The organism is Faecalimonas umbilicata (assembly GCF_004346095.1).
In the GTDB taxonomy this organism is placed as follows: Bacteria; Bacillota; Clostridia; order Lachnospirales; family Lachnospiraceae; genus Faecalimonas; species Faecalimonas umbilicata.
The window spans coordinates 1-15062 of the sequence record NZ_SLZV01000005.1 but is presented as its reverse complement, the minus strand read 5'-3'; the positions used below and the strand labels follow the sequence as shown (position 1 = coordinate 15062).

Annotated in this window: 15 protein-coding genes; all 15 read left to right on the top strand. The window is 41.1% G+C overall.

Annotated elements, in window-relative coordinates; all coding sequences use genetic code 11:
* Positions 1–8: 8 nt before the first annotated feature.
* The 15 genes from EDD74_RS03190 to xylB all read left to right on the top strand — a co-directional run bounded on the left by EDD74_RS03190 (position 9) and on the right by xylB (position 14562).
* Positions 9–365: a YbaB/EbfC family nucleoid-associated protein gene (locus EDD74_RS03190; RefSeq protein WP_009263727.1), complete on the top strand. Its 357-nt coding sequence runs from the start codon at positions 9–11 to the stop codon at positions 363–365.
* Between the two features lie 20 nt (positions 366–385).
* Entirely contained in the window at positions 386–982 is a 597-nt protein-coding gene (gene recR / locus EDD74_RS03185; protein WP_008977554.1) for a recombination mediator RecR, read from the top strand.
* 69 nt (positions 983–1051) lie between these two features.
* Positions 1052–1705 carry a fructose-6-phosphate aldolase gene (gene fsa, locus EDD74_RS03180; RefSeq protein ID WP_008977553.1) on the top strand — a complete coding sequence of 218 codons (654 nt, stop codon included), beginning with the start codon at positions 1052–1054 and terminating at the stop codon, positions 1703–1705.
* 66 nt (positions 1706–1771) lie between these two features.
* Positions 1772–2608 (top strand): transketolase, encoded by an 837-nt coding sequence (locus EDD74_RS03175; RefSeq protein ID WP_116440904.1) that lies wholly within the window; start codon positions 1772–1774, stop codon positions 2606–2608.
* Positions 2596–3537, top strand: coding sequence for a transketolase family protein (locus tag EDD74_RS03170; RefSeq protein ID WP_008977551.1), 942 nt, complete (start codon positions 2596–2598; stop codon positions 3535–3537). Before EDD74_RS03175 ends, EDD74_RS03170 begins: the two co-directional genes overlap by 13 nt.
* A gap of 11 nt (positions 3538–3548) precedes the next feature.
* Positions 3549–4091, top strand: a complete 543-nt coding sequence (locus tag EDD74_RS03165) for an HDIG domain-containing metalloprotein (RefSeq protein WP_008977550.1) — start codon at positions 3549–3551, stop codon at positions 4089–4091.
* Between the two features lie 158 nt (positions 4092–4249).
* On the top strand, positions 4250–5380 hold the full coding sequence (locus EDD74_RS03160) for a LysM peptidoglycan-binding domain-containing protein (protein ID WP_008977549.1): 1131 nt from the start codon (positions 4250–4252) through the stop codon (positions 5378–5380).
* Between the two features lie 114 nt (positions 5381–5494).
* Positions 5495–6682 (top strand): DUF5711 family protein, encoded by a 1188-nt coding sequence (locus EDD74_RS03155; RefSeq protein WP_009263723.1) that lies wholly within the window; start codon positions 5495–5497, stop codon positions 6680–6682.
* A gap of 15 nt (positions 6683–6697) precedes the next feature.
* A complete protein-coding gene (locus EDD74_RS03150) occupies positions 6698–7396 on the top strand; it encodes a CvpA family protein (RefSeq protein WP_116440903.1) in 699 nt (232 codons plus the stop codon).
* Between the two features lie 58 nt (positions 7397–7454).
* Positions 7455–8276, top strand: coding sequence for an AraC family transcriptional regulator (locus EDD74_RS03145; RefSeq protein WP_008977546.1), 822 nt, complete (start codon positions 7455–7457; stop codon positions 8274–8276).
* A gap of 207 nt (positions 8277–8483) precedes the next feature.
* Entirely contained in the window at positions 8484–9095 is a 612-nt protein-coding gene (locus EDD74_RS03140) for a DUF4867 family protein (RefSeq protein WP_008977545.1), read from the top strand.
* Between the two features lie 16 nt (positions 9096–9111).
* The gene (locus tag EDD74_RS03135; RefSeq protein ID WP_116440902.1) at positions 9112–10596 is read left to right on the top strand and encodes an L-fucose/L-arabinose isomerase family protein; all 1485 of its coding nucleotides are present in this window, start codon (positions 9112–9114) and stop codon (positions 10594–10596) included.
* A 213-nt stretch (positions 10597–10809) separates the two neighbouring features.
* Entirely contained in the window at positions 10810–12015 is a 1206-nt protein-coding gene (locus EDD74_RS03125; protein WP_116440901.1) for a MalY/PatB family protein, read from the top strand.
* A 21-nt stretch (positions 12016–12036) separates the two neighbouring features.
* Positions 12037–13059, top strand: a complete 1023-nt coding sequence (locus EDD74_RS03120) for a M20/M25/M40 family metallo-hydrolase (protein ID WP_116440900.1) — start codon at positions 12037–12039, stop codon at positions 13057–13059.
* A 45-nt stretch (positions 13060–13104) separates the two neighbouring features.
* The gene (gene xylB, locus EDD74_RS03115; RefSeq protein ID WP_008977537.1) at positions 13105–14562 is read left to right on the top strand and encodes a xylulokinase; all 1458 of its coding nucleotides are present in this window, start codon (positions 13105–13107) and stop codon (positions 14560–14562) included.
* Positions 14563–15062: the final 500 nt, after the last annotated feature.

Below are 15062 nucleotides of genomic sequence, written 5' to 3'. Positions count from 1 at the left end.
ATATGATTATGGCAAAACGTGGAGGATTTCCGGGCGGAGGAATGCCGGGGAACATGGCGAATTTAATGAAGCAGGCGCAGAAGATGCAGCGCCAGATGGAAGAACAGGCAAAGGAAATGGAGTCGAAAGAATTTACAGCAACAGCAGGAGGAGGCGCTGTAGAAGTGACTGTTTCCGGTACAAGAGAAGTCTTGAAAGTGAAATTACAGGAAGAAGTGGTAGATCCTGATGATATCGAGATGTTAGAGGATCTGATCGTTGCTGCAACAAATGAGGCGCTCCGTAAAGTGGAGGCAGAATCAGCATCAGCAATGTCAAAATTGACAGGCGGTCTTGGCGGAGGAATGCCGGGACTTCCATTTTAGTGTAAGAAGGAGCGGAGGATATGGACTATTACAGCAGTCAGATCAGTAAATTGATCGAAGAGCTGTCAAGACTTCCGGGAATTGGTGCAAAGTCAGCCGGGAGGCTGGCTTTTCATATTATTAATATGCCGAAGGATCAGGTGGAGCGGCTGGCATCTACGTTGGTGGAGGCGAGAAATAATGTAAGGTACTGCGCGCAGTGCTGTACATTGACAGACAAGGAACTTTGCCCGATCTGCGGAAGTAATAAGCGAGATCAGAGGACAATCATGGTCGTGGAGACGACCAGAGATCTGGCGGCTTATGAGAAGACAGGAAAATATAATGGAGTCTATCATGTTCTTCACGGTGCGATTTCTCCGATGCTTGGGATCGGACCGGGAGATATTAAATTAAAGGAACTGATGGAACGGCTTCAGGGGGATGTCGATGAGGTGATCATCGCCACGAATTCCAGCTTGGAAGGAGAGACAACAGCGATGTACCTCAGTAAACTGATCAAGCCGACCGGAATTAAAGTGAGCCGTATCGCAAGCGGGGTACCGGTAGGAGGAGATCTGGAGTACATCGATGAAGTGACACTTCTGCGTGCATTGGAAGGAAGAACACAGCTGTAAACATGAAGATGCATTTGTATGAGATACTGCAGGAGGAAACAGAATCAAATATGCAAGGAGGAAACGGGTATGAAATTTTTTATTGACACAGCAAAAGTGGAAGAAATCAAGAAAGCAAATGACATGGGTGTCATCTGCGGAGTAACTACAAACCCATCTTTAATTGCAAAGGCAGGGCGTGCTTTTGAAGATGTGATCGCAGAGATTGCATCGATTGTAGACGGACCGATCAGCGGGGAAGTAAAGGCCACGACCACAGATGCAGAAGGAATGATCGAGGAAGGCAGAAAGATTGCGAAGATCCATCCGAATATGGTTGTGAAGATTCCGATGACGGCGGAAGGATTAAAGGCATGTAAGGTGCTTTCGTCCGAAGGGATCAAAGTCAATGTCACATTGATCTTCACTGCGAATCAGGCGCTGCTGGCGGCGAGAGCCGGTGCAGCTTATGTATCTCCGTTCCTCGGAAGGCTGGATGATATCTCTGTGCGAGGCGTGGATCTGATCACAGAAGTGGCAGAGATCTTTGCCGTTTCTGGTATTGACACCGAGATTATCGCAGCGAGTGTCCGCAATCCAATCCATGTTACGGATTGTGCGCTGGCAGGAGCTGATATTGCGACAGTGCCATATGCAGTGATCGAAAAAATGATACACCATCCTCTGACAGACCAGGGAATTGAAAAATTCCAGGCAGATTACCGGGCTGTGTTCGGGGAATAAACGGCTTGCATAAAGAGAAAGCAGCAGATATAATTGAGTAGGAAAACAAAATGTGGAGGCAGTCTAATGAATAAATTAGAATTAATGAAAATGGCGAATGAAATCCGCAAGGGCGCTGTGACGGCGGTTTACCATGCGAAATCAGGACATCCGGGCGGATCATTATCCGCAGCAGACATCTATACATATCTTTTCTTTGAAGAGATGAATGTTGACACGGCAGATCCGAAAAAAGCAGACAGAGACCGCTTTGTCTTATCGAAAGGTCACACAGCACCGGGATATTATGCGACACTTGCAAACAGAGGATTCTTCCCGGTAGAAGATCTGACAACACTTCGTCATGTGGGATCTTATCTTCAGGGACATCCGGACATGAAGCACATTCCTGGTGTAGATATGTCAAGCGGATCTCTCGGACAGGGGATCTCAGCAGCAGTTGGAATGGCGATCGGAGCAAAGCTTTCCGGAGATGATTATCGTGTATACACACTTCTTGGAGACGGAGAGATCCAGGAAGGGCAGGTGTGGGAAGCAGCCATGCTTGCAGGACATAGAAAATTAGATAACTTAGTTGTGATCGTAGACAACAACGGACTTCAGATCGATGGAAATATTGCAGATGTCAATTCTCCATACCCGATCGACAAGAAGTTTGATGCATTTAACTTCCATGTGATCAATATTGACGGACATAACTTTGACGAGATCGCAGCGGCATTTAAAGAAGCAAAAGAAGTAAAAGGAAAACCGACAGCGATCATCGCGAAGACGATCAAAGGAAAAGATGTTTCTTTCATGGAAAATGAAGCTTCTTGGCATGGAGCAGCTCCAAATGAAGAACAGTATGCAGTGGCAATGGCAGATTTAGAGAAGGTAGGTGAAGCATTATGTCAGATGTAAAGAGAATTGCGACAAGAGAGAGCTATGGAAAGGCATTGGTAGAATTAGGAAAGCTTCACGAAAATCTGGTTGTGCTGGATGCAGACCTTGCAGGTGCTACAAAGACAGCGATGTTTCAGAAGGAATTTCCGGAGCGTCATATTGACTGTGGAATCGCAGAAGGAAATATGATCGGGGTTGCAGCAGGACTTGCTACGACAGGAAAGGTTCCGTTTGCAAGCTCGTTTGCGATGTTTGCAGCAGGACGTGCATTTGAACAGGTGAGAAACTCTGTCGGATACCCGAAGTTAAATGTGAAGATTGGGGCAACGCATGCCGGAATCTCTGTAGGAGAAGATGGAGCGACACATCAGTGTAACGAAGATATTGCGTTGATGAGAACGATTCCGGGAATGGTTGTGATCAACCCTTCAGATGATGTAGAGGCAAAAGCGGCAGTGAAAGCAGCGTATGAACATGAGGGGCCGGTATATCTTCGCTTTGGAAGACTTGCAGTTCCGGTGATCAACGATAATCCAGAATACAAGTTTGAACTTGGAAAAGGAATTGTATTGCGTGAAGGAACAGATGTGACAATCATCGCAACCGGGTTGGAAGTATCTGAATCGTTGGAAGCTGCAAAGAAATTAGAAGCAGACGGAATCAGTGCAAAAGTAATCAATATTCATACGATCAAACCGTTGGATGAGAAATTAGTGATCGAATCTGCAAAAGAAACAGGGAAGGTTGTTACAGTAGAAGAACACTCTGTGATTGGTGGACTTGGAAGTGCTGTATGTGACGTGCTGTCAGAAAATTATCCGGTGAAAGTGCTGAAGATCGGAGTGAATGATGTGTTTGGAGAATCCGGACCGGCATTAGAACTGATCAAGAAATATGAACTGGATGCGGACAGCATTTACAAAAAAGTAAAAGCATTTGTATCATAAGAGCAGAGACTATGATCAGAAAGAGTAATCGATATAAAAGTTGGAAGCGGAAAGTCCTCCATGTGCGTAAGGAGTGGCAGGATGAGTTTTGTGAGAGCATCCGAGACATCGCGACACATCCGGTAGTACTTCGCATGAAATTGTATCCCCATCATGGTAACAGCAACTGCTACGAACATTGTCTGCATGTTGCGTATTATAATTATCAGTGGTGTAAGTTTCTTGGTTTGGATGCAAGATCTGCAGCGAGAGGAGCAATGCTTCATGACTTGTTTTTGTATGACTGGCACACACACAGAAAAAAGACAGGTGATCGGTTTCACGGATTGACACACCCGAGGACAGCATTGAAAAATGCAAGTAAGTTTTTTGATCTCAATGAAATTGAGAAGGATATTATTTATCGACATATGTGGCCTGTGACATTTTTCAGAGTGCCACGGACAGCGGAAGGTTTCATTACCACTTTGACAGATAAATATTGTGGAGCGTGTGAGACGAGTCAGAGAAAGCCTAAGCAACGAAAACAGGTAATGCTCGGATCATATCAATAAAAGTAAAGCAGAAAAAGAACGCGGAAGGGAAAGTACAATGTTTGTACGATTCCTTCCGCTTTTTGTCGAAATATTCCAGCGACCTCTCGACAACAAGTGATAAATTCAGTCGGCCTTGTGTGCTATGCTAAAGAAAATACGCAGAGAGGTGAGTAAAGATGGAAAGAGAGATTCCTAGAAATGTAAGACAGATTGGGAACATATCCGGCGGTCCTAAAATCTATGTAGAAGATTATGTAGATACATTTTTCGGGCAAATTTCGGATCAGACAGAGGAAATTCGGGGAGCATTTTTAATAGGAGAGATGGAAGACAAGGAGCATCCGGATTACATATACATCACAGGAGCGATCCAGATGTATGAACTGAAACGGGACGGAAATACATTTCAGATTACGGAAGAAACATGGAAAAATGCATACGAAGACTGCAAGCGTTATTTTGGAAATGCAACGATCGTAGGATGGTTTGTAAGTGCCCCGGGAATTCCGGCTGAGATCAATGATGAGGTGATACGGACACACGAGAATGCTTTTCCAAATACGTATTCTATATTTGTTATGCGGGATTTGCGGGAGAAAGAAGATTATTTTTATGTGAATAAATTCAATGATCTGATGAAGGTGAGTGGATATTATATTTACTATGAGAAAAATCCTGCGATGCAGAATTATATGATCGCATCGCGCAGAAAAAATGGACTTACGATCAGTGAGTCGGTGGAGGACAGGGCCGCAAAAAGTTTTCGCAACCTGATTCGTACGAAGGGGGAGTTAGAAGATCAAAAACAGTCAATTCATTTTATGCGTATCGCCAGTTCGTTTTTGATCTTAGTCATGCTGGTGATGGGGATAACGATGATAAATAATTATGACAAGATTCAGTCGGTACAAAAATCGCTGGAAGCACTCACAGAATCTGCACAATCGGAACAGGAAGCAAAAAGAGTCAGCGTAGATCGGACACCTTCCGTTGGATTAAAAAAGGAGCTGGAAGAGAATGCAGTAGAGAAAAAAGAAATCAACAAAGAAGATGCTGCGGCAAAAAGTGGAGAAAAGACCACAGAAGAAAAAACAAAACAGGAAGCATCTGACTGGAAAGAAGGCGCTGCGGAGGAACTTGAGGAGGGAAGCCAGGGAGATATTTATGTTGTGCGGAAAGGGGACACGCTTTTGTCTATCAGCAGAAAAGTTTACGGTACGGATGAAAATATTGCCTCTATCTGTAAGATCAATGGTTTGAAAGAAAATGACTTTATCTATGTAGGACAAAAACTGCTTCTTCCGTAATCAGAAAAAGAAAATTAAAAACACACCAGAAAGAAAAAGTGTGATATAATGTACGCGAATATAAGTAAAACAGCGGGATAACGATTAGATCCCGAAAAAACAAAGGGGAAAACTATGACTGATAAAATCAATAAAGAATTACATTTGTCAGAGTCGATGCAAAATCTGAAAGAAAAGATCAGAAAGCATAAATTAATGAGGTGGAAAAGAATTATTACGGCAGCATTTCTGGGATTTATGATCATTTTTGGATCTTATCTGCTTTTGGAGTACCGCACATATGAAAATACACGAGTGATTCGTACATACAAAGGAGACAGTTCGGCAGATGGAAGCTATAAGATGTTCGGGGATTCCGTTTTAAAATATACAAAAGACGGGATGACACTGATTGATCAAAAAGGAAAAGAAATATGGAATCACTCTTATCAGATCAAGAATCCGATCATTGAGATCAATCATGAGGTTGCAGCAATCGGAGACAGTGGTGGAAACAGTATCATTGTAATCGACCATGAAGGGATCAAAGGAGAGATTGAGACGACACAGCCAATCGAAAAGTTGTCTATTTCCACGAATGGAATTGTGGCAGCAGTGTTAAAAGATGAAGTTTCTCCGAAGGTGATGTGTTATGATTCGACGGGAAATATTCTCGTAGAAAATAAAGTATCAGCAGCAAAAGACGGTTATCCAGTGGAAATCGCACTTTCCAATGATGGGACAACTTTGATCGTGTCCTATTTACATGTACAAAGCGGAGCGCTTGCTTCCAACGTGGTGTATTACAACTTTGGGGATGCGGGAAGAGAAGAGAAAAATAATCAGGTTGCCGGAGAAAGCTATACGGGTCAGATTGTTCCAAGTGCTTTTTTTATGGATGATGAGACGTCTGTGCTGGTCGGGGAGTCTGGGTTTTATATTTATGAGGGAACAGACAAGCCTAAATTGAAAAAAGAAGTAAAATTTGATACAGAGATCAAGAGTGTATATCATACAGAGAAGTATATCGGTTTTGTTTTAAAGGCAAAGGACAAAAAGGGATATGAAATCTGTCTTTATAATCAAAAAGGACAGCGGACGATGTCTAAAAAGTTTCAAGGGGATTATGCACATGTAAAGATGGTCGGAGAAACGGTGATGATGTATGACGGTGTAAATTGCTGTATTTACACTGCGAATGGTGTGAAGCGGTTTGCCGGACAATTTCAAGATAAGATTCTCGATATAGTTCCGGTGGGGGGGATCAACACTTATACGGTCATGAATATCAACGGAATCCAGAAAGTTCGTCTGGTAAAATAGAAGGGGAAAAGAGAAATGGATCAGACAAACTGGATGGCAGTCATTGTTATGGCAATTTTTGTGATCAGTATCTGCAATGGCTATCGAAAAGGGTTTTTCAGGCTTTGTGTTTCTTTTGTTGCGACAATTTTTACGGTGATACTGGTGAGTATCCTTACGCCACATGTCGGGGAAGCAATCATGAAGTGGACGTCTGTGGATGAGGTGATCGAGAAAAATTGCATGGAGATTTTTGCACCGGCGGAGATTGCAGAAAAGGAAGAGGTTTCCCTTCAAGAGCAGATTCAGACGATCGAACAGGCAGAACTTCCAGAATTTTTCAAGCGGATCCTTTTGGAAAACAATAACCGGGAAATTTATGGGATACTCGGAGTGGAACGATTTGCAGATTATATCAGCAGTTATATTACGAGGACTGTGATCAATGTAATCGCTTTTTTGACGACATTTGTTTTCCTTACAATCGTGGTAAGGATGACTTTGTTTACATTGGATGTGATCACAAAGATTCCGATCCTGCATGGATTGAACCGATGGGCAGGAGCGGCACTTGGTTTTTTTCTAGGAGTCATTTTTGTGTGGATGTTCTTTTTGGTGCTTACTTTGTTTGGAGGTACTCCGTTGGGAGCGGAGTGTTTCCGACAGATACAGTCAAGTAGATTCCTGTCAGAATTATACAGAGCGAATGTGATTTTAAGAGAAATGCTGCTTTAAGCAAGAAGGACTTCGATAACAGAAATAGAAAACATATTTAAAAAGAGGAAGAGATGAGATGGGATATAGTCATGAGATTATTTTGCCAAATGAGGATTTGAGCTTTAAAATGTTTCTATTTGAAGGGAAAAATGGGAACTATGTCAGAGGAAAACATTGGCATCGCTCAATAGAGATTTTTGCAATTTTTGAAGGTAGTTTACGCTTCTTTTTGAATGAAGAAGAGTATAAAATGAATGCGGGGGAATTCCTTTTAGTAAACTCCAACGAAGTACATTCGATTTTTTCTCCAAAGCCGAATGTAACAGTTGTGATTCAGATTCCACTTGTCGTTTTTAAAAAATACTATACAAATGAACAATTTATTTCTTTTTCGCATGAGCCACGCGTCCGCAATCAGGAATTGATGAAGCTGATGCATAAAATGTATGATACCTATGTGAAAAAAGAATGCGGATATGAATTTCGAGTACAAAGCTATTTTTATGAATTGCTTTACACACTCGTTACGGAATATAGAGATACGGATATTAGTCCTGAGGCGGTTAAAAGTTATCAGAAATTAAGTCGGCTTACGGAAATTACAGATTATATTAAAAAGAATTATCAAAAAGAATTGTCGCTGGAGAGTCTGGCGGAAATCTTCGGATATTCTCCAACGTATTTGTCGAAGATGTTTCAAAAGTATGCAAAGATTAATTATAGGGATTACGTACAAAATGTGAGATTGGAGCGTGCCAGTAAGGAGTTAATGGAGACGGATCACATGATTAGCGATATTGCATTGAATCATGGGTTTGCCAATAGCAAAGCCTTTGCAAATGCATTTCGTAAAAAGTATGGAAGATTGCCAAGTGATTTTAGAAAAGAGAAAAACTAAAAGAAGTGTATGCAGAGACAGCTGCTTCCGAATGAAATCGGAAAGAAGTGTTTCGCATACGCTTTTTTTATGTTGCAAGTCATAAAGAGGGTGCTGTGGAAAAATGACAAGAAAGTGACATTGAAAAGGCAATATATTGGTTGAATAGAATAAAAAAACTTGTTAAAATATAAAAAAATTTCCAAAAGAGGGGGGAGAAGCTTAAAAATGAAAAAGGTAACGGATGAATCTTTTAAAAAATACGGGAAAGTGATAAGCAATTTAGATTTCTCGGATTTGTTAGAAAAAATGAATGCTACACAAGTTCCGGAGGATGTTATTTATGTACCATCAATGGAATGCTTGGAAAAATCGGATGTAGCGCAGAAATTGAAAAATAGTATATACGGCGGCTTAGATATTCAGATAGGATATTGCAACGGACATAATAAGTCATTGAATGCACTGGAATATCACCGTTGCTCAGAAGTGGATGTGGCGGTGGATGATCTGATTCTGTTGCTTGGCTGTCAGCAGGATATAGAGGACGACTTTACATATGACACGGAACGGGTAGAAGCTTTTTATGTACCGGCAGGAACTGCGGTAGAATTATATGCAACGACGCTTCACTATGCACCGTGTAACGTGGAAGATCAGGGATTTCGTTGTGTGATCGTACTTCCAAAGGATACGAACACAGAGCTTACGTTTGAAACATCCGATGAGGGTGAAGAAAAATTGATGGTCGCAAAAAACAAATGGTTAATCGCTCACGAAGATGCAAAGATTGAAGGAGCTTTTAATGGACTCAAAGGTCTGAATATTACGTTGGAGTAAATCAGGAGGAGAAAAAATGAATAATATGCCAAAACTTAAGATTGGTGTGGTAGCAGTAAGCCGGGATTGTTTTCCGGAAAGTTTATCTGTTACAAGACGAGAAGCACTTATCAAAGCTTACGTTGAAAAATATGGAGAAGCAGAAATCTATGAATGCCCGATTTGCATCGTGGAAAGTGAAATTCACATGGTTCAGGCTTTAGAGGATGTCAAAAAAGCAGGATGTAATGCATTGGTTGTATACCTTGGAAACTTTGGACCGGAAATTTCTGAAACTTTACTTGCAAAGCATTTTGACGGACCAAAAATGTTTGTTGCAGCTGCAGAAGAAAGAGGAGACAATTTGATCCAGGGACGTGGTGATGCATATTGTGGAATGTTGAATGCAAGCTACAATCTGAAGCTTCGCAATGTCAAAGTATATATTCCAGAATATCCGGTGGGAACCGCAGAAGAATGTGCAGATATGATCCATGAATTTGCTCCGATCGCAAAAGCCATTATCGGACTGCATAGTTTAAAGATTATCAGCTTTGGTCCGCGTCCGTTAAACTTTTTAGCTTGTAATGCCCCGATTCAGCAGCTTTACAATTTAGGGGTTGAGATTGAAGAAAACTCTGAGTTGGATCTCTTCGAAGCATTTAATAAACATGCAGATGACGAGAGAATTCCGGAAATTGTAAAAGAAATGGAAGAGGAACTTGGTGCAGGAAATAAAAAACCAGAGATTCTTAGAAAATTAGCACAGTATGAGCTGACGTTAAAAGATTGGGTAGAGGAGCATAGAGGGTACAGAGAATATGTTGCCATTGCAGGAAAATGCTGGCCTGCATTCCAGACTCAGTTCGGATTTGTTCCGTGCTATGTGAACAGCCGTCTTACAGCGCAGGGAATTCCGGTATCTTGCGAGGTAGATATTTACGGAGCCTTGAGTGAGTTTATCGGTACAGTAGTAAGTAATGACATCGTAACCTTACTGGATATCAATAACAATGTTCCGGCAGATCTCTATCGGGAGGATATTGAAGGAAAATTTGATTATACACATAAAGACACATTTATGGGCTTCCACTGCGGAAACACTGCAAGCAAAAAACTTTCTTTCTGCGAGATGAAATATCAGCTGATCATGGCAAGATCGCTTCCGGAAGAAGTGACACAGGGAACTTTGGAAGGAGATATTGTTCCGGGCGATATCACATTCTTCAGACTCCAAAGTACAGCAGATTGTAAGCTGCGTGCATACATTGCACAGGGAGAAGTTCTTCCGGTTGCTACAAGATCATTCGGTTCGATCGGTATTTTTGCGATTCCGGAGATGGGAAGATTCTATCGTCATGTGTTGATTGAGAAAAACTTCCCGCACCACGGAGCAGTTGCGTTTGGAAAACATGGAAAAGTATTATTTGAAGTATTCAAATATATTGGAGTTCCAGTAGAAGAAATCGGATACAATCAGCCAAAAGGTGTGAGATATCCTACGGAAAATCCATGGGGATAAATAAGTGAATCGATAAGTTGCCTATACTTTTTGCGTATGGGCAATTTTACACTTCCTATTTTGGTACAGCAGATGCAAGGGGTATACAAGACGGACTATGGTGTTATATATTTAGGAGTAACACTATCAGTTATTCCAATTCTTCTTTTATTTATGTTCTGTTCAAAGAAGATTTTGGAAAGTTCAATGGCTGGTGCAGTAAAGGGATAATCTATGAAATATGATTTTGATGAACAAATAGACAGAAGAAATACAAACAGCGCGAAATTTGATGAGATGGATGCGTTGTTTGGATCAGACGTGATGCATTTGGGAGTGGCAGATATGGACTACCGCTCCCCAAAGCCAATCATAGAGGCAATGCAGAACATTGTTGAGAAAGGTGTGTTTGGATATACTATTTGGCCAGAGAATTATGAAGAACTGGTTTCTCAATGGATGAAGCGTCGTTATGGACAAGAAACTAAGAACGAATGGGTTGTATTTTCTCCGAGAATTAATATGGCGTTGAATATGGCAGTGGAAACTTTTACAAATGAGGGAGATGGGATTGTTCTTCATACTCCGGCTTACACAGCGCTCCAAAATGCAGTTGAGAAATATCACCGTGTTATGATTGAAAGTCCTCTTGTGTTGGAGAACGGTAGATATAAAATGGATTTTCAGCAGTTGAGAAGAAATCTGGACGAGAAGAAAGCGCAAGGTGTCTGTGCAAAAATCATGCTTTTATGTAATCCACATAATCCAACGGGGAGAGTCTGGGAAATCGAGGAGCTGCAGCAAGTAGTTGATATTTGTAAGGAATATGATCTGCTTTTGATATCGGATGAAATACATGAAGACTTTGTGAAAAAAGGGCATAAATTTGTGTCGTGCCTGCACTTTCAAGAGGATCTTCAGGGACGGATGATTGTGTGCAATTCGATTACAAAGACATTTAACGTACCGGGAGTTATCTTGTCGAACTTATTGATTCCGGATCAAGGAATCAGGGAACGGATGAAAGAAACCATGGACCGTTGGGGACTTCATAATCCGAATATTTTTGCTGCCGGTATTATGGAAGCGGCTTATACGCAATGTGATGAATGGATAGAACAGGTCAATACATATCTGTATGAGAATTATGAGTTTTTGAAAAAATATCTTGAAAAGAATATGCCGGAACTGGAAGTGATCCCATCAGAGGGTACTTATATGGCATGGGTGCAAACAGAAAAGCTTCAGATCAGTCCGGAGGAGTTAGAAAAGTTTTTTATCGAAGATGCAAAGGTATCTGTTTATATGGGCAGCAGATATGGGAAGCATACTGATTCTTTCATAAGGATCAATATTGCAACGTCAAGGAGTTATCTACAGGAAGCATTAGAAAGGATTGGGGCACAGTATTACAAAATAGCGCCAAACAATAAAAAGTAAAAGCAATTAGAGGTGTAGAAGATGGATAGGGAATTTTTGGATAAACTATTAGAGCAGATATCGGTATCTGGATGTGAGGAGTGTGGACAAGAGGTAGTAAAATCTCACATGCAGCCCTTTTCAGATGAGATATGGACAGATGAAATGGGAGATGTAATCTGTATTTTAAATCCGGAAAGTCCGGTTAGAGTCATGCTGTCTGCACATGCAGATGAAATTGGTCTTCTTGTCACGAGGATTACAGAGGAAGGCAGAATTCAGGCGATTGAGCGTGGAGGTATCATTCATCAGAATTATCCGGGACAGAAAGTTCGGATTCATACGCAAAAGGGGATTGTGTATGGTGTTGTAGAGTGCAGCAGGGAATTGTTTAAACAAGAGAATTTAAAAGCTTCTGATTTTTTGATTGACATCGGTGCTACTTCGAAAAAAGATGCGGAAGAATATGTATCGCTTGGAGATACGGTTGTATTGGATGCAGGAGTAAGAGAACTTGCAAATGGCAGACTTGCAGCGCGGGCATTCGATGATCGAATTGGTGTTTTTGTAATTATGGAGGCATTAAAAAGAGCGAGGGAGAGAGGCTGTGAGATAGGAGTTTATGCTGCAGCGACGGTTGGCGAAGAGACGGTTAAAAACGGGGCATATTGGTCTAGTACACGGATTCAGCCGACAGCAGCCGTCGTTGTAGACGTTACGAATTGTACGGATTATAGCAGGTTCCCAAATCCGGCAGTAGCGGGAGATGTTGTTCTTGGAGGGGGACCATCTCTTTGCAATAGTCCGTTAGCATCCAAACGGTTGAATAAAAAAATGCAGGAATGTGCAGAACGCATCGGCATTCATACACAGCGTGAGGCGGCAAGTGCAAGAAGCTATACGGATGCAGATGAGATTCATTTTTCCAATCAAGGGGTACCGGTAGTATTTACAGCAGTTCCACTGCGGAACATGCATACACCGGGAGAAATTGCGGATATGAAAGATGTAGAAGGCTGTATTGAAGTGATTGCAGAATTTTTGTGTTCGTTTACTGAGCCGTAATGAATGTGTGGTAAGTTAACAGGAAGGTAGTTGGAGGAAATAAATATGTTATACATAGGTATCGATTTAGGGACATCGGCTGTGAAGCTGCTTCTGATGGATGGAAACGGAGAAATTAAAAAAATAGTTTCGAAAGAATATCCTTTGTTTTTCCCGAACCCTGGATGGTCAGAACAAAATCCGGAAGATTGGTTCGAACAATCTATGAACGGCCTGAAAGAGCTGACTGCAGAATGTGATAAATCGCAAATTGCAGGAATCAGTTTTGGTGGACAGATGCATGGGTTGGTTGTCCTGGATGAAGAAGATAATGTAATAAGACCGGCGATTTTGTGGAATGATGGTCGTACAGGAGAAGAAACAGAGTATTTAAATACAGTAGTCGGAAAAGAAACACTTTCGAAGTATACTGCCAATATTGCGTTTGCCGGTTTTACGGCTCCAAAGATTCTTTGGATGAAACGTCATGAACCGGAACGTTTTCAGAAAATTAAAAAAATCATGCTTCCAAAAGATTATCTTGCTTATCGATTGTGCGGAACATTTTGTACAGATGTATCGGATGCTTCCGGTATGCTTTTGATGGATGTGAAAAATAAATGCTGGTCAAAAGAAATGCTTGAGATATGCAGTATTACAGAAGAACAGCTTCCGAAGCTATATGAAAGCTATGAGGTCGTAGGATCCTTAAAGAAGAATATTGCCGAGGAACTTGGAATGACGGAAGAGGTAAAAGTGATTGCAGGAGCCGGAGACAATGCGGCGGCAGCGGTGGGTACAGGCACAGTAGGAGAGGGAATGTGTAATATTTCCCTTGGAACTTCCGGAACGATTTTTATTTCCAGTAAAAAATTTAAAGTAGATGAAAATAATGCACTTCATTCTTTTGCACATGCAGATGGAAACTATCATTTGATGGGATGTATGCTAAGTGCAGCATCCTGCAATAAGTGGTGGTCAGAAGAAATATTGAAAACAACAGATTTTGTAAACGAACAGGCAGGTATTACAAAACTTGGTGAGAATAACGTATTCTATCTTCCATATTTAATGGGAGAAAGATCTCCGCATAATGATCCAAAAGTCCGGGCTGCTTTTATCGGAATGTCTATGGACACAACACGGGAAGAAATGACACAGGCAGTTTTAGAAGGAGTGGCATTTGGATTAAGAGACTCTCTTGAGGTTGCGAGAAGTCTTGGCATAAATATTGCGAGAACGAAAATCTGCGGTGGAGGTGCAAAAAGTCCACTTTGGAAAAAGATTATTGCAAATGTCATGAACGTAAAAGTAGAAGTGATAGAGAGTGAAGAAGGACCGGCGCTTGGAGCTGCCATGCTTGCAGCAGTCGGGTGTGGAGAATATCCGGATGTTGAAACAGCGACAAAGCAATTTGTGAAGACTATCGATACCGTAGAGCCGGAAAAGGAACTTGTAGAAAAATACGAGGAAAGATATCAGAAATTCAAAAATATCTATCCGGCGGTAAAAAATCTGTTTTAGTCTGAAAAGCGTGGGAATCGTTTGATTATCTAGGTTTAAAAATTTTCCTGAGGTACGGGGATTCGAAGAAGAATAATGCAAATCAGCATAAAGTCGGATCCCGTGCCGGGAATTGCGAATGAATTATGGATGAGATAGGAAAGCGGTAGAGAAGAAAGAGTAAAGCTTTTTGAAATAAAATGAAAAATGTATTGACAGTTTTTGAATAAGATGATATTATAAATGTCGCTGCAAACAGCAGTGGCTATATTTTTTTGAAATGTTTCAATCAGAGTTAACAGGAAATGAAAAATAAAATAAAAAAACTGTTGACAAAGAAAGAATAAAGTGATAAGATATAGAAGTTGTCGCGACAAGCGATAACGAAAAAATAAAAATAAAAAAGTGCTTGACAAGTAAGAAACACTGTGATAAAATAAAACAGCTGATTACGAAAAGCAAAACAGAACATTGATAATTAAACAATAGACAACACAACCCTGAAAATTTCGAACAAATGA

Coding starts and splice junctions, on each gene's coding strand:
- EDD74_RS03175 (WP_116440904.1), top strand. CDS start 1,772: ATGAATAAATTAGAATTAATGAAAATGGCGAATGAAATCCGCAAGGGC.
- EDD74_RS03170 (WP_008977551.1), top strand. CDS start 2,596: ATGTCAGATGTAAAGAGAATTGCGACAAGAGAGAGCTATGGAAAGGCA.
- fsa (WP_008977553.1), top strand. CDS start 1,052: ATGAAATTTTTTATTGACACAGCAAAAGTGGAAGAAATCAAGAAAGCA.
- recR (WP_008977554.1), top strand. CDS start 386: ATGGACTATTACAGCAGTCAGATCAGTAAATTGATCGAAGAGCTGTCA.
- EDD74_RS03150 (WP_116440903.1), top strand. CDS start 6,698: ATGGATCAGACAAACTGGATGGCAGTCATTGTTATGGCAATTTTTGTG.
- EDD74_RS03145 (WP_008977546.1), top strand. CDS start 7,455: ATGGGATATAGTCATGAGATTATTTTGCCAAATGAGGATTTGAGCTTT.
- EDD74_RS03160 (WP_008977549.1), top strand. CDS start 4,250: ATGGAAAGAGAGATTCCTAGAAATGTAAGACAGATTGGGAACATATCC.
- xylB (WP_008977537.1), top strand. CDS start 13,105: ATGTTATACATAGGTATCGATTTAGGGACATCGGCTGTGAAGCTGCTT.
- EDD74_RS03165 (WP_008977550.1), top strand. CDS start 3,549: ATGATCAGAAAGAGTAATCGATATAAAAGTTGGAAGCGGAAAGTCCTC.
- EDD74_RS03140 (WP_008977545.1), top strand. CDS start 8,484: ATGAAAAAGGTAACGGATGAATCTTTTAAAAAATACGGGAAAGTGATA.
- EDD74_RS03155 (WP_009263723.1), top strand. CDS start 5,495: ATGACTGATAAAATCAATAAAGAATTACATTTGTCAGAGTCGATGCAA.
- EDD74_RS03125 (WP_116440901.1), top strand. CDS start 10,810: ATGAAATATGATTTTGATGAACAAATAGACAGAAGAAATACAAACAGC.
- EDD74_RS03190 (WP_009263727.1), top strand. CDS start 9: ATGGCAAAACGTGGAGGATTTCCGGGCGGAGGAATGCCGGGGAACATG.
- EDD74_RS03120 (WP_116440900.1), top strand. CDS start 12,037: ATGGATAGGGAATTTTTGGATAAACTATTAGAGCAGATATCGGTATCT.
- EDD74_RS03135 (WP_116440902.1), top strand. CDS start 9,112: ATGAATAATATGCCAAAACTTAAGATTGGTGTGGTAGCAGTAAGCCGG.